The sequence below is a fragment of the Stenotrophomonas sp. PI_27 genome, from assembly GCF_027854495.1.
Classification (GTDB): domain Bacteria; phylum Pseudomonadota; class Gammaproteobacteria; order Xanthomonadales; family Xanthomonadaceae; genus Stenotrophomonas; species Stenotrophomonas pavanii.
In genome coordinates, this window is record NZ_JAJNOF010000011.1 from 41925 (window position 1) to 68123 (window position 26199).

The 26199-nt window shown below is 66.5% G+C and carries 26 protein-coding genes; 11 read left to right on the top strand and 15 right to left on the bottom strand.

Features of this window, described 5'->3' with window-relative positions:
* Positions 1 to 15: 15 nt before the first annotated feature.
* From LRM18_RS14610 to LRM18_RS14625, 4 genes are all read right to left on the bottom strand, one after another.
* Entirely contained in the window at positions 16 to 1788 is a 1773-nt protein-coding gene (locus tag LRM18_RS14610) for an LTA synthase family protein (RefSeq protein ID WP_258026984.1), read from the bottom strand.
* A gap of 380 nt (positions 1789 to 2168) precedes the next feature.
* Entirely contained in the window at positions 2169 to 2558 is a 390-nt protein-coding gene (locus LRM18_RS14615; RefSeq protein WP_074725533.1) for a GtrA family protein, read from the bottom strand.
* A gap of 58 nt (positions 2559 to 2616) precedes the next feature.
* Positions 2617 to 3555: an electron transfer flavoprotein subunit alpha/FixB family protein gene (locus LRM18_RS14620; protein WP_103281995.1), complete on the bottom strand. Its 939-nt coding sequence runs from the start codon at positions 3553 to 3555 to the stop codon at positions 2617 to 2619.
* Positions 3555 to 4301 (bottom strand): electron transfer flavoprotein subunit beta/FixA family protein, encoded by a 747-nt coding sequence (locus LRM18_RS14625; protein WP_270954892.1) that lies wholly within the window; start codon positions 4299 to 4301, stop codon positions 3555 to 3557. The genes LRM18_RS14620 and LRM18_RS14625 overlap by 1 nt, the downstream gene beginning before the upstream one ends.
* 263 nt (positions 4302 to 4564) lie before the next feature.
* Between LRM18_RS14625 and rfbB the strand changes: the two genes are divergently transcribed.
* Genes rfbB through rfbD form a run of 4 tightly spaced genes read left to right on the top strand, consistent with a single transcriptional unit; the run spans position 4565 to position 7966 of the window.
* A complete protein-coding gene (gene rfbB, locus LRM18_RS14630; RefSeq protein ID WP_074725535.1) occupies positions 4565 to 5620 on the top strand; it encodes a dTDP-glucose 4,6-dehydratase in 1056 nt (351 codons plus the stop codon).
* 14 nt (positions 5621 to 5634) lie between these two features.
* Positions 5635 to 6522, top strand: coding sequence for a glucose-1-phosphate thymidylyltransferase RfbA (gene rfbA, locus LRM18_RS14635; RefSeq protein ID WP_074725536.1), 888 nt, complete (start codon positions 5635 to 5637; stop codon positions 6520 to 6522).
* Entirely contained in the window at positions 6519 to 7076 is a 558-nt protein-coding gene (rfbC, locus tag LRM18_RS14640) for a dTDP-4-dehydrorhamnose 3,5-epimerase (RefSeq protein ID WP_004141806.1), read from the top strand. The genes rfbA and rfbC overlap by 4 nt, the downstream gene beginning before the upstream one ends.
* On the top strand, positions 7073 to 7966 hold the full coding sequence (rfbD, locus tag LRM18_RS14645; RefSeq protein WP_270954893.1) for a dTDP-4-dehydrorhamnose reductase: 894 nt from the start codon (positions 7073 to 7075) through the stop codon (positions 7964 to 7966). The genes rfbC and rfbD overlap by 4 nt, the downstream gene beginning before the upstream one ends.
* A gap of 103 nt (positions 7967 to 8069) precedes the next feature.
* Here rfbD and LRM18_RS14650 read toward each other — a convergent pair whose 3' ends face one another.
* Positions 8070 to 9473, bottom strand: a complete 1404-nt coding sequence (locus LRM18_RS14650) for a mannose-1-phosphate guanylyltransferase/mannose-6-phosphate isomerase (RefSeq protein WP_065179127.1) — start codon at positions 9471 to 9473, stop codon at positions 8070 to 8072.
* Positions 9474 to 9484: 11 nt separating this feature from the next.
* Entirely contained in the window at positions 9485 to 10831 is a 1347-nt protein-coding gene (locus LRM18_RS14655) for a phosphomannomutase/phosphoglucomutase (RefSeq protein WP_065179128.1), read from the bottom strand.
* 140 nt (positions 10832 to 10971) lie between these two features.
* Here LRM18_RS14655 and LRM18_RS14660 point away from each other — a divergent pair, with 140 nt between their 5' ends.
* Entirely contained in the window at positions 10972 to 11706 is a 735-nt protein-coding gene (locus LRM18_RS14660) for a CoA transferase subunit A (RefSeq protein ID WP_150827508.1), read from the top strand.
* A gap of 1 nt (position 11707) precedes the next feature.
* The gene (locus LRM18_RS14665) at positions 11708 to 12340 is read left to right on the top strand and encodes a CoA transferase subunit B (protein ID WP_049465320.1); all 633 of its coding nucleotides are present in this window, start codon (positions 11708 to 11710) and stop codon (positions 12338 to 12340) included.
* A 40-nt stretch (positions 12341 to 12380) separates the two neighbouring features.
* Here the strand turns inward: LRM18_RS14665 and LRM18_RS14670 are convergent, their stop codons facing one another.
* Entirely contained in the window at positions 12381 to 14429 is a 2049-nt protein-coding gene (locus tag LRM18_RS14670; RefSeq protein ID WP_270954894.1) for a glycoside hydrolase family 99-like domain-containing protein, read from the bottom strand.
* A gap of 128 nt (positions 14430 to 14557) precedes the next feature.
* Here LRM18_RS14670 and LRM18_RS14675 point away from each other — a divergent pair, with 128 nt between their 5' ends.
* Positions 14558 to 15145, top strand: a complete 588-nt coding sequence (locus LRM18_RS14675) for an alpha-ketoglutarate-dependent dioxygenase AlkB (RefSeq protein WP_270954921.1) — start codon at positions 14558 to 14560, stop codon at positions 15143 to 15145.
* 57 nt (positions 15146 to 15202) lie between these two features.
* Here LRM18_RS14675 and LRM18_RS14680 read toward each other — a convergent pair whose 3' ends face one another.
* Genes LRM18_RS14680 through LRM18_RS14695 form a run of 4 tightly spaced genes read right to left on the bottom strand, consistent with a single transcriptional unit; the run spans position 15203 to position 18721 of the window.
* On the bottom strand, positions 15203 to 15844 hold the full coding sequence (locus tag LRM18_RS14680) for an ABC-type transport auxiliary lipoprotein family protein (RefSeq protein WP_270954895.1): 642 nt from the start codon (positions 15842 to 15844) through the stop codon (positions 15203 to 15205).
* Positions 15841 to 16767 carry an MlaD family protein gene (locus LRM18_RS14685; protein WP_049465312.1) on the bottom strand — a complete coding sequence of 309 codons (927 nt, stop codon included), beginning with the start codon at positions 16765 to 16767 and terminating at the stop codon, positions 15841 to 15843. Before LRM18_RS14685 ends, LRM18_RS14680 begins: the two co-directional genes overlap by 4 nt.
* Positions 16768 to 16770: 3 nt before the next feature.
* The gene (locus tag LRM18_RS14690; protein ID WP_270954896.1) at positions 16771 to 17598 is read right to left on the bottom strand and encodes an ABC transporter ATP-binding protein; all 828 of its coding nucleotides are present in this window, start codon (positions 17596 to 17598) and stop codon (positions 16771 to 16773) included.
* Position 17599: 1 nt separating this feature from the next.
* A complete protein-coding gene (locus LRM18_RS14695) occupies positions 17600 to 18721 on the bottom strand; it encodes an ABC transporter permease (protein WP_049465308.1) in 1122 nt (373 codons plus the stop codon).
* A 92-nt stretch (positions 18722 to 18813) separates the two neighbouring features.
* Between LRM18_RS14695 and LRM18_RS14700 the strand changes: the two genes are divergently transcribed.
* A complete protein-coding gene (locus LRM18_RS14700; protein WP_046428410.1) occupies positions 18814 to 20073 on the top strand; it encodes a threonine/serine exporter family protein in 1260 nt (419 codons plus the stop codon).
* Between the two features lie 91 nt (positions 20074 to 20164).
* Here LRM18_RS14700 and LRM18_RS14705 read toward each other — a convergent pair whose 3' ends face one another.
* The 3 genes from LRM18_RS14705 to LRM18_RS14715 form a co-directional block, all read right to left on the bottom strand.
* Positions 20165 to 20548, bottom strand: a complete 384-nt coding sequence (locus LRM18_RS14705) for an H-NS histone family protein (protein ID WP_010480700.1) — start codon at positions 20546 to 20548, stop codon at positions 20165 to 20167.
* A 222-nt stretch (positions 20549 to 20770) separates the two neighbouring features.
* Positions 20771 to 22474, bottom strand: a complete 1704-nt coding sequence (locus LRM18_RS14710) for a proline--tRNA ligase (protein WP_057494126.1) — start codon at positions 22472 to 22474, stop codon at positions 20771 to 20773.
* A gap of 515 nt (positions 22475 to 22989) precedes the next feature.
* Positions 22990 to 23364, bottom strand: coding sequence for a DUF4124 domain-containing protein (locus tag LRM18_RS14715; RefSeq protein ID WP_064239604.1), 375 nt, complete (start codon positions 23362 to 23364; stop codon positions 22990 to 22992).
* A gap of 80 nt (positions 23365 to 23444) precedes the next feature.
* On the opposite strand from LRM18_RS14715, the gene pssA reads away from it, so the two are divergent.
* The 3 genes from pssA to rimI are packed head-to-tail and all read left to right on the top strand — an operon-like array spanning position 23445 to position 25215.
* Positions 23445 to 24221: a CDP-diacylglycerol--serine O-phosphatidyltransferase gene (gene pssA / locus LRM18_RS14720; protein WP_049465105.1), complete on the top strand. Its 777-nt coding sequence runs from the start codon at positions 23445 to 23447 to the stop codon at positions 24219 to 24221.
* Positions 24218 to 24721, top strand: coding sequence for a hypothetical protein (locus LRM18_RS14725; RefSeq protein WP_057494127.1), 504 nt, complete (start codon positions 24218 to 24220; stop codon positions 24719 to 24721). Before pssA ends, LRM18_RS14725 begins: the two co-directional genes overlap by 4 nt.
* The gene (rimI, locus tag LRM18_RS14730; protein ID WP_053462112.1) at positions 24718 to 25215 is read left to right on the top strand and encodes a ribosomal protein S18-alanine N-acetyltransferase; all 498 of its coding nucleotides are present in this window, start codon (positions 24718 to 24720) and stop codon (positions 25213 to 25215) included. The genes LRM18_RS14725 and rimI overlap by 4 nt, the downstream gene beginning before the upstream one ends.
* 45 nt (positions 25216 to 25260) lie before the next feature.
* On the opposite strand, the gene LRM18_RS14735 is transcribed toward rimI, so the two are convergent.
* Complete coding sequence (locus LRM18_RS14735; protein ID WP_053506479.1) at positions 25261 to 26082, bottom strand: EamA family transporter; 822 nt, start codon at positions 26080 to 26082, stop codon at positions 25261 to 25263.
* Positions 26083 to 26199: the final 117 nt, after the last annotated feature.

Genomic DNA, 26199 nt, shown 5'->3' on the forward strand with positions numbered 1-26199 from the left:
GCTCCAGATTGCCGGTCATCGGGTATCGATGATCAGATCCATCGCTTTGTAGCGTTCGATCGTTTCTCTTGACTGCTCGTAATATGCTTTCTGTTCCGGGGGGACGTAGTACTCCGAGTACGAGCTGTTGGCATCGGTCAGGATGTACTCGACGCCAATGTTGGACACTCTGTCTAGCGCGCATTGTTCGAAGAGCGTGCAACCCAGGAACAGGTTGTGAGCGTTCTTCACGTTCAGCAGGCTGAGCAACGAAGGCGCCAGATCCAGCGAATTCTTGCCGCCAGCGTCGATCGTTTGGTGTTCCACCCCCTTCCAGTAGATCAGCAGGGGAATCCTGTCGACGAAGTAGCCCGGGACACGGGGGTCCGCGGCGACGGCATTCGGCCCGGGGAAAGTGGAATGATCCGCGGTGATCACCAGCAGGGTGTTCTCGTGCAGGCGGCTGGCCATGAATCGATCGATGAAGTGACCGATGTCGCGGTCGTAGGTATGGAAGCGGTTCAGGACGATGTTGTCGCCCTTGCCGTATGTGTTGCTTCCATCCAGGAATGCATGGGTCTGGAAGTTGTACGCGGCCGCAAAGAACGGCTTGTCTGCTGGCTGCGCTTCCAGCTCGGAGAGCATGCTGTCGAACAACTGGACGTCAGAAAGATACTTTGGGCGTGCACCGTGCGTGTTCCCACGGACGTGGACGTCATACAGATAGTCGCGACCCAGTACGCGGTCGAAGCCCAGAGTGTCGATCATCTTGTTGATGTACTCCTGCTGCGACAGGAAGAACATGCTGCTGTAGCCCTGCGCACGAAGTATGTCTGCGATGCTCGCCCGGGAGACGGCGGTGATGTCGGCTGAAACGTCGCGCTGCCCGATGCCCGTGCCTTCTTCGTTGTAGCCATCGACTTCCTGGTGTCCGGAGGTCAACTGCCCGCGTAGGCCACGGAACGTAGCAGCCGTATGGTTGTAGTAGTTGGTGACCACCAGTGAGCCCCCGGCCAAGCGGTCCAGGTTGGGCGTCACGCCGGCATGTGCACTGTCGTAGGTATCCATCCAGCGCGCAGACATGCCCTCGGTGAAGATCACAATGACGTTCGGCTTGGCCGGCAGGCTGGAGGTCATCCTGGTCGGGAATCCCTGCTGATAGACCTTCCTTCGCGAGAACTCGGCACGCGCTTCAAGCAGCTCCGCTGCAGAGAGCTGGGCTCGACCGCTCATGCTGTTGAAGGTGGAGTAGGCACGCAGGAACGACGAGATCGGTGCCTCGCCACGCGCAATGACGATCCCGCGAGCCAGGGGCTGAGCGTGAATCATGCCGGCATAGACAGTCGCGGCTATTGCCAGCGATGCCAATGAAGTGCGCGGGCTGAAGCGGGGCGCGTCCACGCTGTGGACAACGGCGAATGCGATGAAGGCGAGCAGATAGGCGCCCAGCATGGCGTACACGCCGTTGAAGGCGATCAGTCCAACCACTTCCTGATTGGCAAAGGCAATGGGTGGAATGAGTCCCCCGGACAGCCATGCCGAATAGAGTTGGGCCACGTAGACGAAGCCCGCTGCTGCGGGAATGAACAGGGCCAAGATCCGCAGCCACCGGTTGCCGACGCCAAGCGCGAAGCGAGTAACCAGATCGAGCAGTATCAGCTCCAGCAGGAAACTGATGCTCAGGTACAGGAGATCGGCATGCGCGTAATAGCGGCCCATCCGCAACAACAATAAGCCGGTCAGTAATCCAGCAACGCAGGTTCCCCAGGCCGGAAGGCGCCGCCACATGTTCAAAATACTAATGCTCATCAGCCAAATGGAAGACTCTCCAGGGATTTCTTCCTGGGTGCCTTTCGGAAACGGGAGTGCGCGAGGTGCCGGACTTGAATGGTCGGCACTGCTTGGCGGCGTGGATCATAAGGCCTATTCACTGCGCTGTCACATTTATGACTGCGTGTCGAAACATCGCATTGCGTAGTGGACTGATACACGGCGGCACGCGTCCCACTCCACATGGGCAGGAAGTTTGCTGATCGTGGCGATTGGTCTAGGAAAATGCGACCGACTGCCTTCTTTGCAAAAAAAAACCGACACCAATTGATGTCGGTTCATGTCTACAGAGCGAGCTGCTCTTCTGGTTCGCTACTGAAGCTATGAGGTCGCCCGCGACACTTCACTTGCTTGTGCTTTCACCGCTGCGCAGCGCTATCGCTGAATACCAGCCGGGAAAATACCAGGTAATTCCAGGCGGCGATCATTCCCATCACAAGGAACTTGGCGATGAGCGGATACATCCCTGCGCTTCCTACCATCAACAGCATCGCCAGATTGCCAGCGGCAAGATTGATGCCGGCGACGATTCCGTACTTGAGGAGCTCCTGCCCAGCCTTTCCTTCACTGTGGAAAACCCAGTGACGATTCAGCAGGAAGCTGACCACAAAACCACACGCAAAACTGAGTGATTGATTGGTCAGCAGCCAGGAGGGGCCCAAGGTGGCTTGCAGCAAGAAAAACGCGGTGTACTCCACAGCGGCTGCGGAGCCGCCAGAAATCAGGAAGCGTAGGAATCTCTGTCTCATGCACTTTCCAGCATGGGCCGGGGCGTCCGAGGACACCCGGCCGGCAGCCAATCCAATGTCAGAGCGCCTTCTCCAGCTCCGGCAGGATCGCAAACAGATCCCCCACCAGGCCGATATCGGCAATTTCAAAGATCGGCGAATCCGGATCCTTGTTGATCGCCACGATCGTACCGGCGTCCTTGATGCCGGTCAGATGCTGGATCGCACCGCTGATGCCCACCGCCACATACAGCTCCGGGGCGATGATCTTGCCGGTCTGGCCGACCTGCAGGTCGCTGGGCACGTAGCCGGCATCGACCGCAGCACGCGAGGCACCCACGGCGGCACCGAGCTTGTCGGCCAGCTGGAAGATCACCTTGAAGTTCTCTTCCGAACCGACGCCACGGCCACCGGAGACCACGCGCTTGGCGCTCTGCAGGTCCGGGCGGTCGCTGGCACCCGCGGCGAGGCCGACGAAGCGGGTGTGGGTCGGCAGGGCAGCATCGACGCTGGCCGCTTCGATGGCGGCGCTGCCGCCTTGGGCGGCTTCCGGCCACGAGGCGGCACGCACGGTGGCGACCACGATCTGATCGGCCGGGACTTCAACGGTGATGATCGCGTTGCCGGCGTAGATCGGGCGCTTGAAGGTATGGCTGCCTTCAACGGTCATCAGGTCGGAGACCTGGTTGACGCCCAGCAGCGCGGCCACGCACGGCATCAGGTCCTTGCCGAAAGTGGTCGATGGGCCGAAAACGTGGGTGTAGCCCTTGGCCAGCTGCGCGATCTGCGGCGCCAGCACCTGGGCGATGGCCTGCGCGTTGGCGGCGTTGGCCACGGTCAGGACCTTGGCGACGCCACTGATCTTTGCGGCCTCGGCGGCGACGGCGGCCGGATCGGCGGCCAGCACCACGACATCGATGCTGGCACCGCTGATGGCGGCGGCGGCGCTGACAGTCTTGGCGGTGGCGGCGTTGAGCTTGCCGTCGTGGTGTTCGGCGATGACGAGAATCTTGCTCATTACAGCAGCCCCTTCTGCTTGAGTGCGGCCACCAGTTCGGCCGCGTCCTTGACCATCACACCCTTGCTGCGCTTGGACGGTGCGGCGTACTGGGTGGTCTTGAAGGTGTCGGCAGCTTCAACGCCGAGGTCGGCCAGCTGCAGGGTCTCCAGCGGCTTGGCCTTGGCCTTCATGATGTCCGGCAGCTTGATGAAGCGCGGCTCGTTCAGGCGCAGGTCGGTGGTGACCACGGCCGGCAGGTCCACTTCCAGCGTTTCCAGGCCGGCGTCGACTTCACGGGTCACCGTGGCCTTGCCGTCTGCGATCTCGAGCTTGCTGGCGAAGGTCGCCTGCGGACGGCCCCACAGCGTGGCCAGCATCTGGCCGGTCTGGTTGGCGTCGTCGTCGATGGCCTGCTTGCCGAGGATCACCAGGTCCGGCTGTTCCTTCTCGAGCAGCTTGAGCAGGGTGCGGGCGGCGGTCAGCGGCTGGATGGCCTGGTCGGTGACCACATGGACGGCACGGTTGGCGCCCATGGCCAGGCCATTGCGCAGGTGCGCCTGGGCGTCGGCCGGGGCGATGGTGGCGACCACGACCTCGCTGGCGATGCCCTTGTCGCGCAGGCGCAGGGCTTCTTCCAGGGCGATTTCATCGAAGGGATTGGGGGACAGCTTGACGCCGTCGGTGACCACGCCGGAACCGTCCGGCTTGACCTGAATGCGGACGTTGTAGTCCACCACGCGCTTGTACGCGACGAGGATTTTCATCTGGTACGGGGTCCTTCAATAACGGGGAGAACGTCCGGTCCTCGCACAGCAACCGGTTCGGGGGTGGGATCCCGATTCTAGCTGGCTTGAGGGAACCATGCGAATGCGTATGGTTATGCTGCGGTGCAGTATGGCTCGTGTTGATCGGGTGCGTCGTTCACGTCACGCAGGCAGTCGTGAAGACGAACCACATGTATCCTGTGCTGCTGTGCTGGGTGCTTGGTAGCGCCCCCTTGGATGAATTTAGATCAGGAGAACAGGTAGTGCCCACATGGCTTGTCACCGGCGGTGCCGGATTCATTGGCGGTAACTTCGTTCTCGAGGCCGTCGCACGCGGCGTCAAGGTCATCAACCTCGACGCGCTGACCTACGCCGGCAACCTGAAGACCCTGTCCAGCCTGGACGGCAACCCGAACCACGTGTTCGTGCAGGGTGACATCGGCGACAGCGCCCTGGTGGCCCGCCTGCTGGCCGAGCACCAGCCGGACGCAGTGCTGAATTTCGCCGCCGAGAGCCACGTCGATCGCTCCATCGATGGCCCGGGTGCCTTCATCCAGACCAATGTGGTGGGCACTCTGGGCCTGCTGGAAGCCGTGCGTGATTACTGGAAGGCGCTGCCGGCCGAGCAGGGCGCGGCCTTCCGCTTCCTGCACGTGTCGACCGACGAGGTGTACGGCACCCTGGGCGAGACCGGCAAGTTCAGCGAAACCACGCCGTACGCCCCGAATTCCCCCTATTCGGCGTCAAAGGCCGCTTCGGACCACCTGGTGCGTGCGTTCCACCACACCTACGGGTTGCCGGTGCTGACCACCAACTGCTCCAACAACTACGGCCCGTACCACTTCCCGGAGAAGCTCATTCCGCTGGTGATCGCCAAGGCGCTGGCCGGCGAGCCGCTGCCGGTGTACGGCGATGGCAAGCAGGTGCGCGACTGGCTGTTCGTGTCCGACCACTGCGAAGCGATCCGCACCGTGCTGGCCAAGGGCCAGGTCGGCGAGACCTACAACGTCGGTGGCAATTCGGAAAAGCAGAACATCGAAGTGGTGCAGGCCATCTGCGCACTGCTGGATCAGCGCCGCCCGCGTGCGGATGGCCAGCCGCGCAGCAGCCAGATCACCTATGTCACTGACCGCCCCGGCCACGACCGTCGCTATGCGATCGATGCGTCCAAGCTGAAGAACGATCTGGGCTGGGAGCCGGCCTACACCTTCGAGCAGGGCATCGCCTTCACCGTCGACTGGTACCTGGACAACCAGGACTGGGTCAACGGCGTGCTGGACGGCAGCTACCGTCTGCAGCGCATCGGCACTGCGGCCTGAACCCTGGAGACGACATGACGCAGCGTAAAGGCATCATCCTCGCCGGTGGGTCCGGCACCCGGCTGTATCCGATCACCAAGGGCGTCAGCAAGCAGCTGCTGCCGGTGTACGACAAGCCGATGATCTATTACCCGCTCAGCGTGTTGATGCTGGCGGGCATCCGCGAGGTGCTGATCATCAACACCCCGCACGAGCAGGCGCTGTTCCAGCAGCTGCTGGGCGACGGCTCGCAGTGGGGCATGGACATCCAGTACGCGGTGCAGCCGAGCCCCGATGGCCTGGCCCAGGCCTACCTGATCGGCCGTGATTTCGTCGCCGGCAAGCCGAGCTGCCTGGTGCTGGGCGACAACATCTTCCACGGCCATGGCCTGCGCGAGGTGCTGCGCAACGCTGACCAGCGCGAGCAGGGCGCGACCGTGTTCGGTTACTGGGTCAACGACCCGGAACGCTACGGCGTGGCCGAGTTCGACAAGGACGGCAAGGTCATCGACCTGGTCGAGAAGCCGGAGAATCCGCGTTCGAACTATGCGGTCACCGGCCTGTATTTCTACGATGGCAATGCCAGCGACCATGCGGCCGAGCTCAAGCCTTCGCCGCGTGGCGAGCTGGAAATCACCGATCTGAACCAGCGCTACCTGCGTGAGGGCCACCTGCACCTGGAAGCGCTCGGCCGTGGTTATGCCTGGCTCGATACCGGCACCCATCAGTCGCTGCTGGAAGCGTCCAACTTCATCGAGACCATCCAGACCCGCCAGGGCCTGCAGGTCTGCTGTCCGGAGGAAATCGCGTTCGGCCAGGGCTGGATCACTGCCGAACAACTGGAAGCACTGGCTGCACCGCTGATCAAGAATGGCTACGGCCAGTATCTGCACAAGCTCGCCCTGCGTGGAGTCGTACCGTGAAAGTGATTGAAACCAAGTTGCCCGGCTGCGTGGTGATCGAGCCGGCCGTGTTCGGCGATGCGCGCGGCTATTTCTTCGAGACCTGGAATGCCGAGCGCTTTGCCGCGCTGGGCCTGCCGGATCGCTTCGTGCAGAGCAACGTGTCGACGTCCGCGCAGGGCGTGCTGCGCGGCCTGCATTACCAGTGGCCGCGCCCGCAGGGCAAGCTGGTCAGCGTGCTCGAAGGCGAGGTGTACGATGTGGCCGTCGACATCCGTCGCGGCTCGCCGACCTTCGGCCAGTGGGAAGCGGTGGTGCTGAGCGCGGAGAACAAGAAGCAGTTCTGGATTCCAGAGGGCTTCGCCCACGGTTTCGCCGTGCTGTCCGAGCGTGCGGTGTTCAGCTATCTGTGCACTGAGGTGTACCTCAAGGACTTTGATGCCGGCGTACGCTGGAACGATGCCGACATCGCTGTTGACTGGCCGGTCAGTGCCCCGACCTTGTCGGCCAAGGACGAGAACGCGCCGTTCCTGAAGGACATTGCTGAAGACCGCCTGCCGGTCTACGTGCCATGACCGTGCTGGTGTTGGGTGGCAACGGCCAGGTTGGCCAGGAGCTGCTGCGCGCGCTGGTGCCGCTGGGCAAGGTGGTTGCGACCACCCGCAGCGGCCAGCTGCCGGACGGCAGTGCGTGCGAAACGGCCGACTTCGGCCAGCCCGACAGCCTGCCGGCCCTGCTGGATCGCGTGCAGCCGTCGGTGGTGGTCAATGCCGCGGCCTACACGGCGGTGGATCGTGCCGAACAGGATGCGGACGCTGCGTTCGCCGCCAACGCGCAGGCACCGGGCGTGATCGCGCGCTGGTGTGCGGCGCACGGCGTGCCGTTCGTGCATTACTCCACCGACTACGTGTTCGATGGCCAGGGCAGCGCACCCTACCGCGAGGACGAGCCGACCGCTCCGCTGGGCGTATATGGCACCAGCAAGCGCGATGGCGAAGACGCGGTGCGTGCGGCCGGTGGCCGCCATCTGATCTTCCGCACGGCGTGGGTGTATGCCTCGCACGGCGCGAACTTCCTGCGCACCATGCTGCGCGTCGGGGCCGAGCGCGATGCGTTGCGGGTGGTGGCCGACCAGATCGGCACGCCAACGCCGGCCGCGCTGATCGCTGATGTCACCTTGCAGGCGCTGCAGCATCCGGAGCAGCTGTCCGGGACCTGGCACCTGACCGCCAGCGGCCAGACCAGCTGGCATGGGTTCGCCGAAGCGATCTTCGCCGAGGCATTGGCCAGCGGCGTGTTGGCCAAGGTGCCGACGGTCGAGGCGATTCCCAGTTCCGAGTATCCGACCCCGGCCAAGCGCCCGGCCTGGTCGGTGCTGGACAACCGCAAGCTGCAGCAGGATTTCGGCATCGTGCTGCCGACGTGGCAGGATGGCCTGAAGCGGGTGATGGCGGAGCTGGCATGATGGCCGTAGCGCCGGGCCGTGCCCGGCGACGCTGCGCGGCCGGGCCGATCAGGAACGGGTCAGAGCCCGCTGCGCAGCAACGGGTTCCGACCCCGGGCAAACCTCAGCTGCGCCCGTAGGTATCCTCGAAGCGCACGATGTCATCCTCGCCGAGGTAGCTGCCGGACTGCACTTCGATCAGTTCCAGCGGCAGTTTGCCCGGGTTGCGCAGGCGGTGGGTCACGCCCAGCGGAATGTAGGTGCTCTGGTTCTCGCTGAGCAGGATCACTTCATCGCCACGGGTCACCTCGGCGGTGCCGCTGACCACGATCCAGTGCTCGGCGCGATGGTGGTGCATCTGCAGGCTCAGCGTGCCGCCGGGCTTGACCGTGATCCGCTTGACCTGGAAGCGCTCGCCGTTGTCGATCGAATCGTAGGCGCCCCACGGGCGATAGACCTTGCGGTGCCAGGTGGCCTCGCTGCGGCCTTCGGCCTTGAGCTGTGCCACCACGGTCTTGACCTCCTGCATGCGGTCGGCCTTGCCCACCAGCACCGCATCGTCGGTCTCGACCACGATCACGTCATCGAGGCCGACCATGGCTACCAGGCGCTGGCCGTAGGCATAGGTATTGCGGCAGTCGATGGCGATCACGTCGCCTTGGTGGGCATTGCCATCGCCGTCCTGCTGCGAGACATCGCGCAGCGCAGTCCACGAACCGACATCGTTCCAGCCCGCATCCAGTGGAATCACCACCGCATCGGCGGTCTTCTCCATCACCGCGTAGTCGATCGAATCGGACGGAACGGCAGTGAAGGCGTCCTTGTCCAGGCGGGTGAAGTCGGCATCTCGGCGCGCCTGCTGCCAGGCCTGGCGGCTGCCGGCCAGCATGGCGGGCTGGAAGCGTTCCAGCTCCTGCAGGTAGCGCGAGGCCTTGAACAGGAACATGCCGCTGTTCCAGTAGTACTGGCCGCTGCTGACGTAGCCGGTGGCGGTATCCAGGTCCGGCTTCTCGACGAAGCGCTCGACCGCACGCAGTCCCTGGCCATCGGCGGCCTTGATGTAGCCGTAGCCGGTTTCCGGCCCGGTCGGCACGATGCCGAAGGTCACCAGCTTGCCGGCCTCGGCAGCGCCGGCCGCCGCCTGCACGGCGCTGCGGAACGCAGTCTCGTTGGTGATCACGTGATCGGAGGGCAGCACCAGCAGCAGGGCGTCGGCACCGTCGCGGGTGGCCTCCAGCGCGGCCACCGCGATCGCCGGGGCCGTATTGCGGCCGACCGGCTCGAGGATGATCGCGGCCGGCTCGGCGCCAACCTGCTGCAGCTGCTCGGCGGCGACGAAGCGATGCTCTTCGTTGGCGATCACCAGCGGTCCGCGCGCGGCGATCGGCGCCACGCGCTTCCAGGTGGCCTGCAGCATCGTCAGTTCACCCGCCAGCGGCAGGAACTGCTTCGGGTACGCCTCGCGCGACAGCGGCCACAGGCGGGTACCGGATCCACCGGACAGGATGACGGGCTGGATGCTGCTCATGCGTTCCTCGGTTACTGCTGGATCAGGCGGGAGATGTCGTCGGTGCGCGCCTGCATCAGCGCGGCATCACCACGGGCTTCAACATTCAGGCGCAGCAGTGGCTCGGTGTTGGAGCTGCGCAGGTTGAAGCGCCAGTCGCCGAAGTCGGCACTGATGCCGTCGGTGTGGTCCAGCGTGGGCGACTGCGCCGCGAAGTGCTCCATCACGCGTGCGACGGCCGCCTTGGCATCGCTGACCTTGAAATTGATTTCGCCGCTGCACGGATAGGCCGCCATGCGGTCTTCCACCCAGTCGGCCAGCGAGCGCCCGCTTTCAGAGACCAGCTGGGCGATCAGCAGCCACGGGATCATGCCCGAGTCGGCATAGGCGAACTCGCGGAAATAGTGGTGGGCGCTCATCTCGCCGCCGTACACCGCGTCTTCGGCGCGCATCTTTTCCTTGATGAAGGCGTGGCCGCTCTTGCACTGCACCGGTACGCCGCCAGCCTGTTCGACCATGTCCACGGTGTTCCAGACCAGGCGCGGGTCGTGCACGACCTTGCCGCCGGGGTTGCGCGCCAGGATTGCCTTGGCCAGCAGGCCGACCAGGTAGTAGCCCTCGATGAAGCGGCCGGTGTGGTCGAAGAAGAAGCAACGGTCGAAGTCACCGTCCCAGGCAATGCCGAAATCGGCACCGTGTTCGCGCACGGCGTCGGCGGTGGCGGCGCGGTTCTCCGGCAGCAGCGGGTTGGGAATGCCGTTGGGGAAACGGCCGTCCGGCTCGTGGCAGATGCGGATGAACTCGAACGGCAGGTGTGGTGCCAGCAGATCGACGATGGCACCGGCACCGCCGTTGCCGGCGTTGACCACCAGCTTCAGCGGTCGCAGCTTGCCGGCGTCGACATAGCTCAGCAGGTGCTGGATGTACGCGCTCTTGTCGTGCTGGGCGCTCTGCGCGGCACGCGGCGGTTGCGCCGCGGACGTATCGGCGGCAACCGCATCGGAAATCGCGAACAGGCCAGTATCGGAGCTGATCGGCCGTGCGTTCTCCTTGACCAGCTTCATGCCGTTGTAGTCCATCGGGTTGTGGCTGGCGGTGACCATCACGCCGCCGGCCGCGCCCAGGTGGTCGGTCTGGAAATAGACTTCTTCCGTGCCGCACAGGCCGATATCGATCACCTCGCGCCCGGTACCGCGCAGGCCCGCGGCCAGTGCATCCTGCAGCGCGGGGCTGGTCAGGCGCACGTCATGGCCCAGTACCACCGGGCCCGGCGCAAGCTGCGCCGCCAGCGCCACGCCGATGCGGCGGGCCAGATCTTCGTTCAGTTCTTCCGGCACGCGGCCGCGGATGTCATAGGCCTTGAAGGCGGGCAGGGGCATTGATCGGGATCCTTGGGTGGCTCAGCACGCGATTGTAGTACCTGTCTTGTATGGGAAGCGTTTCCATGCCGCAACGCCACGTGACCGCCTGCTGCGCTGGCCTAGAATGGTGTGATTACATCAACGAAGTGAGGGCGTAGATGAGCAATCCGGCAACGACCGGCGGAAAGCGCGGCAAGCGCTACGCCAGCGCGGCGGAGGCCCTGCAGGGGGTGGTCGCCGATGGCCAGACCCTGGCCGTGGGTGGCTTTGGCCTGTGTGGCATTCCCGAGGCGCTGATCGCTGCGCTGCGCGACAGCGGCGTCAAGGGCCTGACCGTGATCTCCAACAATGCCGGCGTCGATGGCTTCGGCCTGGGCCAGCTGCTGGAAACGCGGCAGATCAAGAAGATGATTTCGTCCTACGTGGGCGAGAACAAGGAGTTCGAACGGCAGTTCCTGGCCGGTGAGCTGGAGCTGGAGTTCAACCCGCAGGGCACCCTGGCCGAGCGCCTGCGTGCCGGTGGCGCAGGTATTCCGGCGTTCTTCACTGCCACCGGCTACGGCACGGTGGTGGCCGAGGGCAAGGAGACCCGCGAGTTCGACGGCAAGCACTACGTGATGGAAACCGCGCTGCGCGCCGACGTGGCACTGGTCAAGGCCTGGAAGGCCGACGAGGCTGGCAACCTGGTGTTCCGCAAGACCGCGCGCAACTTCAACCCGGCCTGCGCGATGGCCGGCAAGGTCTGCATCGTGGAGGTGGAGGAGGTGGTGCCGGTCGGTGCGATTGATCCGGACCAGGTGCACCTGCCGGGCATCTACGTGCACCGCATCGTGCACAACGCGCATCCAGAGAAGCGAATCGAACAGCGCACCATCCGCGCGGAGGGCAACTGACATGGCGTGGACCCGAGATGAAATGGCCGCACGCGCGGCGCGCGAGCTGACCGATGGTGCCTACGTGAACCTGGGCATCGGCCTGCCGACGCTGGTCGCCAACCATATTCCCGACGGCGTGGATGTATGGCTGCAGTCGGAGAACGGCCTGCTCGGCATTGGCCCGTTCCCGACCGACGCCGAGGTCGACGCCGACCTGATCAACGCCGGCAAGCAGACCGTCACCGCACGTGCGGGCGCCAGCTACTTCGGCAGCCACGACAGCTTCGCGATGATCCGCGGTGGCCACGTCAACCTGGCCATCCTCGGCGCCATGCAGGTCACCGACAAGGGCGACCTGGCCAACTGGATGGTGCCCGGCAAGATGGTCAAGGGCATGGGCGGCGCGATGGACCTGGTGGCCGGCGTGCAGCGCGTGGTGGTGCTGATGGAGCACACCGCCAAGAACGGCGAGCACAAGATCCTGGCCGAATGCACGCTGCCGCTGACCGGCGTGGGCGTGGTCGACCGCATCATCACCGACCTGGCGGTGTTCGACGTGACTGACAAGGGCCTGCTGCTGGTGGAGGCCGCGCCGGGTGTCAGTGATGACGAGCTGAAGGAAAAGACCGGCGTCGCATTCCAGCGCGGCTGATCGATACGGGCAAGGGGGCCGCGTTGTGCCCCCTTCAATGTCAGCCGCGTCGGGCGTAGGCGTACTCGTCGCTGCTGGCATCGGCCTCGCCGAGGCAGGCTGCGGCTGTCGCGACGCGCAGTCCAGCGTGTTCGCAGCAGGCACCCAGTACACGTTCAATGGCGTGGGCCAGCGTTCCATCGATCTGGCCCTGCTCGATGTCGAAAGCGCTGCGATACAGATGCGCGTCCAACAATGGACGCAGGGCCTGCAGCCGCCACCAGCCCATGCTGCCGGCGCCAAACCGACTGGTGTCCACGGGTACTTCCAACCCAAGCCGCGCCTGCAGTCGAGCCAATGCGAGACCATTGCCGCCCACGAAATCAGCGACGGGCAGCAGATGCCCTTCGGCCACCACCATGCCCAGCCCAGGGTCGGCCTCGAAGGCGGCAAGGATGCGTGCGGCACGCCCGCCCTGTACCAGCCGTTGCAGTAGTTCCTGCCGCCATTGGTCGCCATCTGCGCGATGGGTTGAGCGTTTCGTATGCAGCTTAAGCACCACTTCGTGCCCGGCCTGCAGCAGCCGTTCGGCGACCTCCAGGAACGGCAGGATGTCGCGACCGTGGTTGTCCACGGCCACCACCTCACCCTCAAGCCCATGTGTCGCCAGGGCCTGCCGAACCTGATCGATCTGCGCAGCCGGGGTGGTCACTACGATTGCCCAGTCCAGTGTTGCCTCGCGCAGAGCTCGCAGCACTTCCGGCAGCGTCTCCAGATACCAGGCGTGGAGATGCACTGCCGGTGCGGGGCGCGGCGCCGGCGCCGGCAACAACGCATCACGGGTGGCCTGCAGCCAGGCATGGCCGAGGCGGGCATCCGGTTCCAGCACGGCACCTTCAGCCCACTCGTTCCAAGCGTTTATGAACACCAGTCGCTGCGCCTGCGGTGCTGCGGAGAGGCGTTCATGGATCGTGGTGCGCAACCAGTCACGGTAACCACGTGGTGAGGCGTGCAGGTACACGCGGCCGCGACCGGAACGTCGGGCCTCGTTGTCCCAACCGGGGTTGACCCCGGGATAGAGCGGATAATCGGGCAGGGCACGGGCGGCGATTTCGCCGGCCAATTCGCGCCAATCGCGGACATCGCCATTGAAATCGGGATTGAGCAGCCACTGCTGTGCCGACAGCGAAGAGGGATTGCTCATGTTCGGCGGAAACTCGACCGCAGCGTCAAAGCCGATGTCGCGTGGATCGGGGCGCTCGAAGCCCTGGACGTAGGCCAGATGGATTTCGCCCACGCCGTTGTCGCGGCACCAGCGGCGCCAGCGCTCGGCAGTCGCACGGGCGTCGGGCAGCAGGTTCGGGCGATAGACCAGCAGCATCGGCCGCCCCTCGACCTTCAATGCACGGCGGTCGCGCAGGTAGGGCGCGACATGTGCGATGAAGGCCAGATCGTCCTCAGCGCTGTGCTGCTGGCCGATCAGGATATCGTCGTCGCGGCCGTCCCAGCGTCGCGCCCAGTTTTCATTGGCCCAGCACAGGCAGAACGGCAGGTCGATGCTGTCATCGGCCAGCCATTGCCGCAGCGGGTCCTCCATCAACGTGCGGCCGCTGAACCAGTAGTAATAGAAGCAGAACGCGCCGATGCCGTACTCGGCGGCAAGCTGCGCCTGGTCGCGCATCACCTGCGGGTTGCGCAGGTCATAGAAACCCAGATCAGCCGGAAGCCGCGGTTGGATGTGGCCTTCGAACTGCGGTAGCGCACGGGTGACGTTGCGCCATTCGGTGAAGCCCTTGCCCCACCAGGCGTCATTTTCGGGGAAGGTGTGGAATTGCGGCAGGTAGAACGCGACCAGCGTGGCGGGCATCGGCTCCGGCAGCGCGCCCTTCTGGTGCGGGCGGTGGCCGATCGCGGCCTCGTCCGCGCGCCAGCGGAGCTGCGCGCTGGCCCGCGGCCTACCCGCGTCCTGCCGTCCCTTCGGCGGCGGTGGCACCCAGTCGCCGTGCCGGGCCAGCCAGCGGGTACGCAGGCGGTCGCGCTGCGCCTGCGACAGCGGCAAGACCCGGAATACCGCGCGCAGCAACGGGAACAACGACTGGCGCAGGCTCATCGGGCGTAGCCCCAACCAGTCAGGCAATCGCAGGGTATCGGCATCTGGGCAACGGTCATGGGCTCATTTTCAGTGTTGGCGGCCACGACGGCAAACGCCGGCGAACGCCGGCGTGCTAGCGTGTGGCCATGCTGTTCCCCCACGACCTGCCCGACGCCGACGTCCAGCACCTGCCGGGCTGGCTGGCCGCAGCCGACGCCGACCGGCTCATGGGGGCGCTGCTGGCCGACGTGCCGTGGGAGGTCCACCGCATCCGGATGTTCGGCCACTGGGTGGATTCGCCGCGGCTGAGCTGCTGGATCGGCGATCCGCAGGCCCGCTACCGCTATTCCGGTGCCGAGTTCGTGCCGCACCCCTGGCCGCCCGTGTTGCAGGCCGTGCGCGAGCGCCTGCAGGCCGAAGGCCACGGCCGCTTCAACAGCGTGCTGCTGAACCGATATCGCAGCGGGGGGGACTCCATGGGCTGGCACAGCGATGACGAGCCGGAGCTGGGACCGGCCCCGGTGATCGCGTCGCTGAGCCTGGGCGCCGCGCGCCGTTTCCTGCTGCGCCGACGCGACGATACGGCGCGCAAGGCGGAATTCGTGCTGGGCCACGGTGACCTGCTGCTGATGGCCGGGCAGACCCAGCGCTTCTACCAGCACGCGCTGCCGAAGATGGCGCGGGTGCGGGGCGAGCGGATTAACCTGACCTTCCGCTGGATTACGCCGCGGTGACGAAGAAGGGGTCAGATCCCTTTCCCGTCGGGGAAGGGCTCTGACCCCTGCGATGCGTCAGCGCTTGGCCGCCGTGGCGTCGGCCTGCCCGCTCACCAGCGTCCAGCCCACCACATCCTGTGCCAGCTGCTGCAGGCCGCGCTCGAACGCCGCGGTCACCGCCGGTACGTCGGTGCTGCCGACCGGCTGCGCCTGGCGGAAGGTGCGGTCGGCCACCACGCGCTGGTCGGCGACGTGGATCAGCTTGGCGTTGACTTCGATCACCACGGTCGGCGTGGCCTGGCCCTGGTAATCCGATTCGAAGCGGCGCACGTCGGTGGACAGCTTGTAGTCGGCACGGATGCCGGCGGTGCTGCGCGCCACGCCGCGGATGCGGCCGGAGTCTTCAAAGCCACGCAGCAGCGTGTCCTCGATCATGTCGGTGGCCGGCTGCGCCCAGCTGGCGCCCTTGTAGATCTCCAGCTGCGAGGGCGTCGGCCGCACGTTGATGCGCGGGCTGTCGACCAGGCGCGCGGCGCTGGGCTTGGCCAGCACCAGCTGCCAGCTGGCCTGCGGCCACGCCGGGTCCGCCTTGACCTGCACGGACGGCGAGTACAGCGTCACTGCGGTTTTCTCGCTGCTGCCGAGGATGGAGCAGCCGCCCAGCAGGCCGGCCATCGAAGCGGCCAGCAGCAGGCGCGGAAGGGGGGGCGTGCTCATTGGGGTTCGAACTCCTTCGGTGCGTCGCGGCCCAGCAGGTAGCGCGCGGGGTTGTTCTCGAGGCGGTCGCTGACCCGGCGCAGGTCGCGGATCAGGCCGCGCAGTTCGGTCAGCGTCGGGCCCAGCTGGCCGAGGCCATCGTTGGCGAAGCTGTTGATCGCGGCGCGGTTCTCGCCAAGGATCGAATCGGCGTTGCCGGCGGCCGAGTCGAGCTTGGCCAGGGTCGCGTCGAGCTTGTCGATGATGCCGGGCAGCTGCTGCACCAGGTTCTTGTCCAGGCGCTCGATGGTGCCGTTGGTGGTCTTCAGCGTGGTGTCCAGGCTGCGGGCGGCATCGCGCGCGCTGAGCAGCAGCGCCTGCGTGCCCTGGTCGCGGTCGGCCAGGCCGCCGCTGATCGTCTCCAGGTTGGCCAGCGTCGCGTTGATCGAGGCCACGTTGCGGTCGCTGAGGATCTGGTCCATGCGCTCGACGATGCGGTTGGCCACATCGGTGATGTTCTGCAGCGCCGAGGGCGTGGTCGGGATGATCGGTGCCGGATCCTTGTTGACCGTGGTCAGCGCCGGCGACTGCGGCGTGCCGCCGCTGAGCTGGATGATCGACGGGCCGGTCAGGCTGGTGATCGCCAGCTTGGCGCGGGTATCGGTCTTGACCGGCGTGTTGGAGTTCAGGCGGATGCGCGCGACCACCTGGCGCGGGTCGTCGGGCACCAGGTTCAGTTCGGTGATCGAGCCCACCGCGATGCCGTTGTACTGCACCGGGCTGCCCACCGACAGGCCGGTCACCGCTTCGCGGAAGACCACGCGGTACTCCTGCCAGGTGCGGTCGGAGGAGTATTTGGCCGCCCACAGGCCGAAGGCCAGCAGGGCCAGGCCGGTGATCAGGGTGAACGCGCCGATCAGCACGTAGTTGGCTTTGGTTTCCATGGCTCAGGCACTCTCGATCTGTTCGCCCCGCGCGGCGCGCGCGCGGGGTCCGTGGAAGTATTCCTGGATCCACGGATGATCCAGTTTCTCGATGTCCGGCAGCGGCGCATTGGCCACCACCCTGCGGTCGGCCAGCACGGCGACGCGATCGCAGATGGCGTACAGCGTGTCCAGGTCGTGGGTGATCAGGAACACGGTCAGCCCCAGCGCTTCCTGCAGGGTCTTGATCAGGCGGTCGAAGGCGGCCGCGCCGATCGGGTCGAGGCCGGCGGTGGGTTCGTCTAGGAACAGCAGCGGCGGATCCAGCGCCAGCGCCCGCGCCAGGCCGGCGCGCTTGCGCATGCCGCCGGACAGCTGCGAGGGCAGCTTGTTGATCGCATCGGCGGGCAGGCCGGCCAGCTTCACCTTCAGCAGCGCCAGTTCGTAGTGCCAGCGCTCGGGCAGCTCGCGGTGGTGTTCCTTCAGCGGCACCTGCACGTTCTCGCCCACGGTCAGCGAGGAGAACAGGGCGCCGTCCTGGAACAGCACGCCGGTGTTGCGTTCGATGTGCAGGCGGCTCTCGGCGTCGTCGGCACGCGCGTCGCGGCCCAGCACTTCGATCTGGCCCTTGTCGGGCGTGCGCAGGCCCAGGATCGAGCGCATCAACACCGACTTGCCGGTACCGGAGCCACCGACCACGCCCAGGATCTCGCCACGGCGCACGTCCAGGTCAAGGTCTTCGTGCACGGTCTGGCTGCCGAAGCGGTTGACCAGGCCGCGCACGCGGATGGCCAGCGCGTGGCCGTCGCCATCGCGCATGTCGAGCGTTTCAGGGGAAGAGGAGGTGCTCATGTCACCAGTCCATGTGCATGAACCACAACGCCGCGAAGGCGTCGATGATGATCACCAGCGAGATCGTCTGCACCACACTGGAGGTGGTGCGCTCGCCGACCGACTGCGCGGTACCCTCGACCTTCAGGCCCTCCAGGCAGCCGATCAGGCCGATCACCAGCGCGAACACCGGCGCCTTCGACAACCCCACCAGCAGGTGCCGCACTTCCATCGTCTCGTGCATGCGCGCGATGTACATCTGCGGCGGGATGTCGAGGTCGAACGCACCGACGGTGATGCCGCCGGCCAGGCCCGCGATCATCGCGATGAAGGTCAGCAAGGGCAGGGTGACCAGCAGCGCCAGCAGTCGCGGCAGCACCAGCAGGTCGACCGGGTCCAGGCCCAGCGTGCGCATCGCATCGATCTCCTCGCGTGCCTTCATCGCGCCGATCTGCGCGGTGAACGCACTGGCGGTACGGCCGGCCAGCACGATCGCGGTCAGCAGTACGGCGAACTCGCGCAGGAAGGCGATGTTGACCAGCTCGACCACGTAGATCTCGGCGCCGAAGTCGCGCAGGATGGTCGAACCGAGGAACGCGATCACCGCGCCCACCAGGTAGGACAGCAACGCCACCAGCGGCACCGCATCCAGCCCCACCTGTTCCATCTGATGCACGGTGGCGGTCAGCCGGAAGCGGCGGGGTTCCTTGACCAGCCGGGCCGCCTTGACCAGGTTCTCGCCGAGGAAACTGCACAGGGCCTTGATGTTGTGGCCAGTGGCGTGGACGCTGACACCCAGCCGCTCCAGTGCCGCCAGCACGCCGAAATCGCGCTTGGCCCTGGGCCGGTCATCGGCCACTTCCTCGATGGTGCATACCAGCGCCTGGTGGTCCGGGCGGAACTGCAGCGCGTCTTCGTGGAGATCGGCGCGATGGGCCACGCGCAGCACCTGCAGCACGCCGGCCGAATCCAGCTGCTCGATGCCGGTGGCATCGATGCCGGTCAGCTTGTCGGGAACGCCGTGCAGGACCTCGGCCGCGGCCAGCGCGGTCTTCAAGGTCCAGGTGCCGGACAGGTGGATCAGGCCCGGGTCATGGGCATCCTGTTCGAGCTGGGGGGCGAGGTTCGGGGTGACGTGGGCCATTCGGGTCGCAGCATAACCGTTCTGTCCTGGGCATCGCGTCGAACTCGGATGAATTTCTCCGGTAAGCCCCTGCCTAGGTAATACTACGGCGCATGTCCGCAGATGCTCACACGATCCCCACGCCCCAGGCCACCTACGCGCAGCGCGTGGCCTTCGTTTCCGAGATCGCCGGGCGCCTGCACAGCTATGGCACCACGGCCCAGCGCCTGGAGACGGCGGTGGTGGCACTGGCCCGCCAGCTCGATCTGGATTGTGAACCGTGGTCGAATCCCACCGGTATCATCCTCAGCTTCAGCGACCCGGCGCAGGCCATCGGCTCCAGTGACATCACCCGCGTGATCCGCCTAGCGCCCGGTGAAAACGACCTGCACAAGCTCAGCGTTGCCGACCATATCGCCGAAGAAGTGTCCAACGGGCGGATGAGCATCGCCCAGGGCCACACCGCGCTGCGGCAGCTGGACAAGGATCCGGGCCGGCGCGGCAAGCTGCGCACGATCCTGTCGTTCACCCTGGGCGCGGCTGGCGTGGCCGGCATGTGGAAGCTGCCGTGGCTGGACATCGCCACCGCCGGTGTCATCGGCCTGATGATCGGCCTGCTCGGCATGGTCACCGACCGCCGCCCGGCCACCCGCGAAGCCGCCGAGGCGCTGGCCGCGCTGCTGGCCGGCATGGTTGCCACCCTGGTGGCGTCCTTCATCGGCGCGCTCAACCTCAATACGGTGATCATCGCCTCGCTGGTGGTGCTGCTGCCCGGCATGTCGCTGACCAATGCGGTCAACGAACTGGCCAGCCAGCACTGGGTATCGGGCACCGCGCGCTTTGCCGGCGCGCTGACCACCATCATGAAGCTCAGCGTCGGCGCGATGATCGCGGTGACCCTGGCCGACGTGCTCGGACTGGACCCGGTGATACGGGCGGCGCGACCGCAGGGACCGTGGGTGGAGTGGGGTTCGCTGCTGACCGCGGCCTTTGCGTTCGCGATGCTGTTCAAGGCCAACCGCCGCGATTACCCGTGGGTGATCGCCGCCTCGGTGGCCGGCTATGCGATCTCCAAGTTCGGTGGCCACGCCTGGGGCGCGCCGGCCGGCATCTTCCTGTCGGCGATGCTGCTGACTGCCGGCGGCAATCTGTTCGGTCGCCTGGTCGGGCGTCCGGGCGCGATCATCCGCCTGCCCGGCATCATCATGATGGTGCCCGGCAGCACCAGCCTGCGCGGTGTGCTGACCCTGGTCCAGCAACAGGATGTCGGCGCCGGCCAGAGCGTGTTCCTCACCGTGCTCAACGTGGTGATGGCGCTGGTCGCCGGCCTGCTGTTCGGCAATCTGCTGATGCCGGCGCGCAAAACCCTGTGATGATGTCGGTGGGTGTGGACCTCGGTCCACACACCGGAGAATGAAAAACGCCGGCGTCCGCCGGCGTTTTTCATCGCATCCCGATCCGGCCTCAGGCCTTCTTGATCAGGAAATCCTCCGGCTTCTTGTTGCCCTTGGCGGTCAGTTCAGCCATCCAGCGCGGCTGCTTGCCACGGCCGGTCCAGGTTTCCTTCGGATTGGCCGGGTTGCGGTACTTCGGTGCCACCTTGCCCAGCTTGCGGCCGGCGGTCTTCGAGGGCGCCTTGGCGGCCGGGGCGGCCTTGCGGGCACGCGTGGCCGGGGCGCTGCCGAACAGTTCTTCGATGGTGTAACCCTCGGTCTTGGCCAGCTTGGTCAGCTGGGCCCGGACCTTGGTGATCGGCCGGCGCTTGGCGACGATGGTCTGCTGCTTCTTGGCGGTACGGATCAGGGCGCCCAGCTCGCGTGCTGACAGGCCGGTCAGGTCAATGCTCATTTACGGTTACTCCGGAAACTAATGTGTGGACGGGACAAGCCAGTCCATGGCGTCGGCGGACAGAATAGAGATGAATTAATCACAGCACAAATGCAGGCGGGTCATGGCGTGGCGGCATGCAGACGCCGTCGGGGTGATTTTGACCGGATTATGTCCGCTGCAATATCGGGGAAGGCCGCGGCAGAAAAAAAAGACCGGGGCAGGCCCCGGTCTTTTTGCCGATCAGCCCTGCAGGCGCTGCAGCAGGGAGGCCTTGTCCAGGCTTTCCGCTTCGCTGGCGCGGCGCGAGCGGTATTCGTAGGTGCCGGCGGCCAGGCCACGTTCGCTGACCACCACGCGATGCGGAATGCCGATCAGTTCCATATCGGCGAACATCGCGCCGGGACGCAGGCCACGGTCGTCAAGCGCGGCGTCCAGGCCGGCGTCGCGCAGTTCCTGCAGCAGGCTGGCCGCGGCATCGGCCACGGCGGCGTCGCCCTTCGGATTGATCACGCACACCACCACCTGCCACGGCGCCATCGCGTCCGGCCAGATGATGCCGGCCTCGTCATGGTTCTGTTCGATCGCGGCAGCCACAACCCGCGAGATGCCGATGCCGTAGCAGCCCATCGCCATCACCGCTGCCTTGCCGTTCTCGTCCAGCACGGTGGCGTCCAGCGCCTCGGCGTACTTGCGGCCGAGCTGGAACACATGGCCGACCTCGATGCCGCGGGCGATCTTCAGTTCACCGCCGTCCACGGCGCGATCGCCGGCACGCACGTTGCGGATGTCGGCCACTTCCGGCTCCGGCAGGTCGCGGCCCCAGTTGACGCCGGCCAGGTGGAAACCGGCCTCGTTGGCGCCAACGACGAAGTCGGACATCGCCGCCACTTCGCGATCGGCGACCACACGGATGGCCTTGGCCGGGGCGACCGGGCCGAGGAAGCCCGGCACGCTGCCCAGGTAATCGGCGATCTCCGCTTCGCTGGCGAACCGCTGCTCGTCCAGGCCGGCGACCTTGGCCAGCTTGATCTCGTTGACTTCGTGGTCGCCACGCACCAGCACCAGCACGAACTGCTGGGCCTCGCCTTCGCCGGCGATCAGCGCCACCGACTTCACCGTGCGCTGCAGGTCGATGCCGAGCAGGGCGGCGACGTCCTCGCAGGTCTTCTGGGTGGGGGTATCCACCTTGCGCATCGCTTCGGTGGCGGCGGCACGCGGTGCCGGATCGGCGGCGATCGCCGCTTCCATGTTGGCCGCGTAGTCCGAGCCGGTGGAGAACACCAGCGCGTCCTCGCCCGAATCGGCGATCACGTGGAACTCCTGCGAGGCATCGCCGCCGATCGCGCCGGAGTCTGCCTGCACCATGCGGAAGTCCAGGCCGAGGCGGGTGAAGATGCGGCTGTAGGCCGACTTCATGTTCTCGTATTCGCGCACCAGGCACTCATCGTGCAGGTGGAACGAATAGGCGTCCTTCATCAGGAATTCGCGCGAGCGCATCACGCCGAAGCGCGGGCGGATCTCGTCGCGGAACTTGGTCTGTACCTGGTAGAAATTCACCGGAAGCTGCTTGTAGCTGGACAGCTCGCTGCGCGCGAAGTCGCAGGCGGCTTCTTCGGCGGTCGGGCTGTAGCAGAACACCTGGTCCTTGCGGTCCTTGATCTTCAGCAGCTGCGGGCCGAACTTCTGCCAGCGGCCGGTCTGCTCCCACAGCTCCTTCGGCTGGATGGTCGGGATCTGGAATTCCACCGCACCGGCCCGGTCCATTTCCTCGCGAACGATGCGCTCGACCTTGCGCAGCACGCGCAGGCCCAGCGGCGACCAGGTGTACAGGCCCGATGCCAGCTTGCGGATCATGCCCGCGCGCAGCATCAGCCGATGGCTGGTCAGCTCGGCGTCGCTGGGGGTTTCCTTGGTGGTGTGCAGGTGGAACTGGGAGAGGCGCATCGTCGGCTTCGGATAACGGCAGAGACCTCTATTCTGCCAGCCCGGCCGGGGGGAGGGGTATCGGCAGGGCTGCGCCCTGCACCCGCGGTAGTGCCGGCCGCTGGCCGGCAACCTCAGAAGCAACAGCCGAAGCAACAGCGGGTTATGCGGCTCATGCCCCCCAACCGGACCCACCCCGCCTTAGACAGTTTCCTGCGAGCTGTCGGAATGGCTCCCGGGGTCAGATCCGTTTTCCCCAGGAAAACGGATCTGACCCCGGATTCAATTCGAGATCCGACAGATTTCATCCACGCATGGCGTGGATCTACCACCGTCACCGGGAAACTGTCGAAGGCGGGGCGGTGTCGGATTGCGGGGTGTCCGCGGCATGGATGCCGCGGCCAAGCCCCCATGGACGGGTTTACGGCGTCCCCGCAATCCCACACCGCCCCGCCCAACCCACAGAAAGCCCAGAGCCGGCTGTTGCCCTTGCTGTTGCCTCTGCGGGCGCAGGGCTGCAAGCCCTGCCGATACCCTCACTGTGCTGGGCAGTAAGCCTTGATGGCCGCCTCCGCCAATCCCCTCTGCGCGGTGTGCTGCTCCGGGGTCAACGGGGTATCGGCCTTGCCATCGCCATCGGTGTCCTGCATCACCTGGCCACCGCCGTCCAGCAGGGCCAGGTTGGCCCGGGCCGTGCTGCACTGCTCGGGGACCGGCGCGGCCGGGGCCTCGCTGCTGGCTGCGGCCTGCGGGGTGCGCGCCTGCTCGCGGGTCTCGTACTTCCGGCCCGCCGGCGGGGTCTCCGAGTACTGGGTCACGCCCCGGGCGTCCTTCCATTTGTAGACGGGACCGGCCACGGCGTTGGCACTGACCAACAGCAGCAGGCATCCAAGGCAGGACAGGGCACGCATGGCAGACTCCACGGAATGGGCGCAGAACATCGATTGCAGCATTGGCGCCGACCGCTGGCAAGTCGATTAAACTGGATTCCATGGACCCGATCACACCGCCGCCGCGCTCGCGCACGATTTACCTGCTGCCCAACCTGTTCACCACCGCCGGCCTGTTCGCCGGCTTCTACGCGATCATCGCCGCGGCCAATGGGGATTTCGTCAACGCCAGCATCGCCGTGTTCGTGGCGGCGGTGATGGATGGCCTGGACGGGCGCGTGGCGCGCCTGACCGGCACCAGCAGCGAATTCGGCGTGCAGTACGACTCGCTGGCCGACCTGGTCAGCTTCGGCATGGCCCCGGCGCTGGTGATGTACCACTGGTCGCTGTCGTGGCTGAAGTTCGACGATCCGCTGCTCGGCCGCGTCGGCTGGGCCGTGGCCTTCCTGTATGCGGCCTGCGCGGCACTGCGCCTGGCCCGCTTCAATACCCAGGTGGCGGTGGTCGACAAACGCTGGTTCGTCGGCCTGGCCAGCCCGGCCGCAGCGGGCCTGATGATGTCCTTCGTCTGGGCCTTTGCCGATGGCAACCTGGGCTGGGACGGCAACCAGCTGCGCTATGTGGCGCTGGCGGTGACGATCATCGCTGCGCTGCTGATGGTCAGCCGCATCCGCTTCTGGAGCTTCAAGGGCGGCGGTGCCAAGGGCACCCGTTCGGACCGCGTGCCGTTCCTGGTGCTGGCACTGGTGCCGGTGGCCATCGCCATTGCGGTCATCGACCTGCCGCGCGTGCTGTTCGCGGTCGGCATCCTGTACGCCTTGTCCGGCCCGGTGATGTGGGCCGTGCAGCGCCTGCGCAAGAAAACCGAGGCGGCGTGAGCCAGGACCTGCCCGTGCTGTGGTCCCCGGCCCAGCAGGCCTGGCTGCAGGCCATGGGCTACACCGTCTATCACGACGGCCAGCTTGCGGCCGAGCTGGACGCCGCGCTGCAGTTGAGCGTGGCCGAAGCCGAGGCCAGCGTTGCCCCGCCACACCCGGTGCCGCCGCTGGAGGCGGCGCGCGCACTGCCGGCCAGGCCGGCGCCCGCCACCGGCCAGCAACGCCCGGCACCGCCGCGCCGCGAAACGCCGGTCAGGGCGCCGGACACCGTGCCGGCCGCTGAGCGACCGTTGCCCAGCGGCACCGCGCGGGAACCGGTGGTGCGCCTGCCGGACCGTCTGCAGATCGCGCTGCTGCGCGCGTCCGGCTGCAACCCGAATGACCCGGCCACGCAGGCGCTGATGGACAGCTGGCCGCTGGACCAGCTGCGCCGCGATCCGGCGGCCAAGCGTGCGCTGTGGCCGCAGCTGCGAGCCCTGCGCAAGCGGGGAACGCCATGAGCGCGGTGACCCGGCCCGGTCCGGTCAGCCTGCGCGCGCTGCGCGAGAGCGACCTCAATGCCGTGATGGCGATCGAGCTGCGGGGCTATCCCTTCCCCTGGACCCGCGGCATCTTCATCGACTGCCTGCGCGCCGGCTATCCCGGCCTGGCGATGGAGCGCGATGGCCTGCTGGTCGGCTATGGCGTGCTCAGCATCGCCGCCGATGAAGCGCACGTGCTGAACATCTGCATCGATCCGCTGGCGCAGTCGCGCGGGCTGGGCCGCCAGCTGCTGCGCGCGCTGGTGCGGCTGGCCGCCGATCGCGGCGCACAGCGCGTGTTCCTGGAAGTGCGCCCATCCAATACGCCGGCACTGGCGCTGTACCACAGCGAAGGCTTCAACGAGATCGGCCGCCGCCCGCGCTACTACCCGGCTGCACAGGGCCGCGAGGATGCGGTGGTGATGGCCATCGAGCTGGTCGACGGCGACCTGCAGGCGATGCCGCCGCTGTAAAGGGGAGGGGTTGCCGGCCAGCGGCCGGCACCACCGATGCGTCGCTCACGCCAGGCGCAACGCCAGCACACCGCCGACGATGAGCACCGCTGCCAGCCAGCGCGCGCGGGGTATCCGCTCGCGCAGCAGGAACACCGAGATCAGCAGCGCGAACAGGATCGAGGATTCGCGCAGCGCCGAGACCATCGCCACCGGCACCTGCGTCATGGCCCACAGCGCCATCGCATAGGAGGCGGTGGTGCCGACGCCGCCGGCCAGCCCCAGCGGCCAATGCTGCCGTGCATAGTGCAGCACCGCGCTGCCGCGCGTGTACACCGCCCACAGCGGCAGCGGGATGCCCGACAGCAGGAACAACCACAACGTGTAGCTGAGCGCGTTGCCGGACTGGCGTGCGCCGTGCGCGTCGACCAGCGTGTAGGTGGCGATCATCGCTGCGGTCAGCAGCGGCAGTCGCAGCTGGCCGCCCCGTGCACCCAGCGCCATGCACAGGATGCCGGTGCTTACCAGCACCACCCCCAGCCAGGCTGCCGCCGGCAGCGTCTCACCCAGCAGCGTGCCCGCCAGTGCGACCAGGATCGGCGCGCAGCCACGCATCAGCGGATAGGCCAGGCTCATGTCGACCTGCTGGTAACAGCGTGCGACCAGTCCGTAATAGGTCACCTGCAACAGCACCGACGCGCCCAGCCACGGCCAGCTGTGCGCGGCCGGGAACGGCAGCAGGGGCAGCGCAGCGGCGGACAGCAGCGCTGCGCTTCCGGTGACCAGCACCGTGCCGAGGAACTTGTCCGGCCCGCGTTTGACGATCGCGTTCCAGCTGGCATGCAGCGCCGCGGCAGCGAGGACCAGCAGGAAGATGGAAATCGGCATCCGGTGATGATGCCATGCGAGAGAAATGCAGAGTCGAGCCATGCTCGACTGCTGTCATGCGTCGAGCACCGCCCGACTCTACAGAAGGAAACGCCGGGCAGTGCCCGGCATTTCCCT

Coding starts and splice junctions, on each gene's coding strand:
- LRM18_RS14650 (WP_065179127.1), bottom strand. CDS start 9,473: ATGAGCAGCATCCAGCCCGTCATCCTGTCCGGTGGATCCGGTACCCGC.
- rimI (WP_053462112.1), top strand. CDS start 24,718: ATGAGCGCGGTGACCCGGCCCGGTCCGGTCAGCCTGCGCGCGCTGCGC.
- rfbD (WP_270954893.1), top strand. CDS start 7,073: ATGACCGTGCTGGTGTTGGGTGGCAACGGCCAGGTTGGCCAGGAGCTG.
- LRM18_RS14675 (WP_270954921.1), top strand. CDS start 14,558: ATGCTGTTCCCCCACGACCTGCCCGACGCCGACGTCCAGCACCTGCCG.
- LRM18_RS14710 (WP_057494126.1), bottom strand. CDS start 22,474: ATGCGCCTCTCCCAGTTCCACCTGCACACCACCAAGGAAACCCCCAGC.
- LRM18_RS14690 (WP_270954896.1), bottom strand. CDS start 17,598: ATGAGCACCTCCTCTTCCCCTGAAACGCTCGACATGCGCGATGGCGAC.
- LRM18_RS14715 (WP_064239604.1), bottom strand. CDS start 23,364: ATGCGTGCCCTGTCCTGCCTTGGATGCCTGCTGCTGTTGGTCAGTGCC.
- LRM18_RS14615 (WP_074725533.1), bottom strand. CDS start 2,558: ATGAGACAGAGATTCCTACGCTTCCTGATTTCTGGCGGCTCCGCAGCC.
- pssA (WP_049465105.1), top strand. CDS start 23,445: ATGGACCCGATCACACCGCCGCCGCGCTCGCGCACGATTTACCTGCTG.
- LRM18_RS14660 (WP_150827508.1), top strand. CDS start 10,972: ATGAGCAATCCGGCAACGACCGGCGGAAAGCGCGGCAAGCGCTACGCC.
- rfbA (WP_074725536.1), top strand. CDS start 5,635: ATGACGCAGCGTAAAGGCATCATCCTCGCCGGTGGGTCCGGCACCCGG.
- LRM18_RS14620 (WP_103281995.1), bottom strand. CDS start 3,555: ATGAGCAAGATTCTCGTCATCGCCGAACACCACGACGGCAAGCTCAAC.
- LRM18_RS14625 (WP_270954892.1), bottom strand. CDS start 4,301: ATGAAAATCCTCGTCGCGTACAAGCGCGTGGTGGACTACAACGTCCGC.
- LRM18_RS14705 (WP_010480700.1), bottom strand. CDS start 20,548: ATGAGCATTGACCTGACCGGCCTGTCAGCACGCGAGCTGGGCGCCCTG.
- LRM18_RS14665 (WP_049465320.1), top strand. CDS start 11,708: ATGGCGTGGACCCGAGATGAAATGGCCGCACGCGCGGCGCGCGAGCTG.
- LRM18_RS14735 (WP_053506479.1), bottom strand. CDS start 26,082: ATGCCGATTTCCATCTTCCTGCTGGTCCTCGCTGCCGCGGCGCTGCAT.
- LRM18_RS14700 (WP_046428410.1), top strand. CDS start 18,814: ATGTCCGCAGATGCTCACACGATCCCCACGCCCCAGGCCACCTACGCG.
- LRM18_RS14655 (WP_065179128.1), bottom strand. CDS start 10,831: ATGCCCCTGCCCGCCTTCAAGGCCTATGACATCCGCGGCCGCGTGCCG.
- LRM18_RS14685 (WP_049465312.1), bottom strand. CDS start 16,767: ATGGAAACCAAAGCCAACTACGTGCTGATCGGCGCGTTCACCCTGATC.
- LRM18_RS14610 (WP_258026984.1), bottom strand. CDS start 1,788: ATGAGCATTAGTATTTTGAACATGTGGCGGCGCCTTCCGGCCTGGGGA.
- LRM18_RS14680 (WP_270954895.1), bottom strand. CDS start 15,844: ATGAGCACGCCCCCCCTTCCGCGCCTGCTGCTGGCCGCTTCGATGGCC.
- LRM18_RS14695 (WP_049465308.1), bottom strand. CDS start 18,721: ATGGCCCACGTCACCCCGAACCTCGCCCCCCAGCTCGAACAGGATGCC.
- LRM18_RS14670 (WP_270954894.1), bottom strand. CDS start 14,429: ATGAGCCTGCGCCAGTCGTTGTTCCCGTTGCTGCGCGCGGTATTCCGG.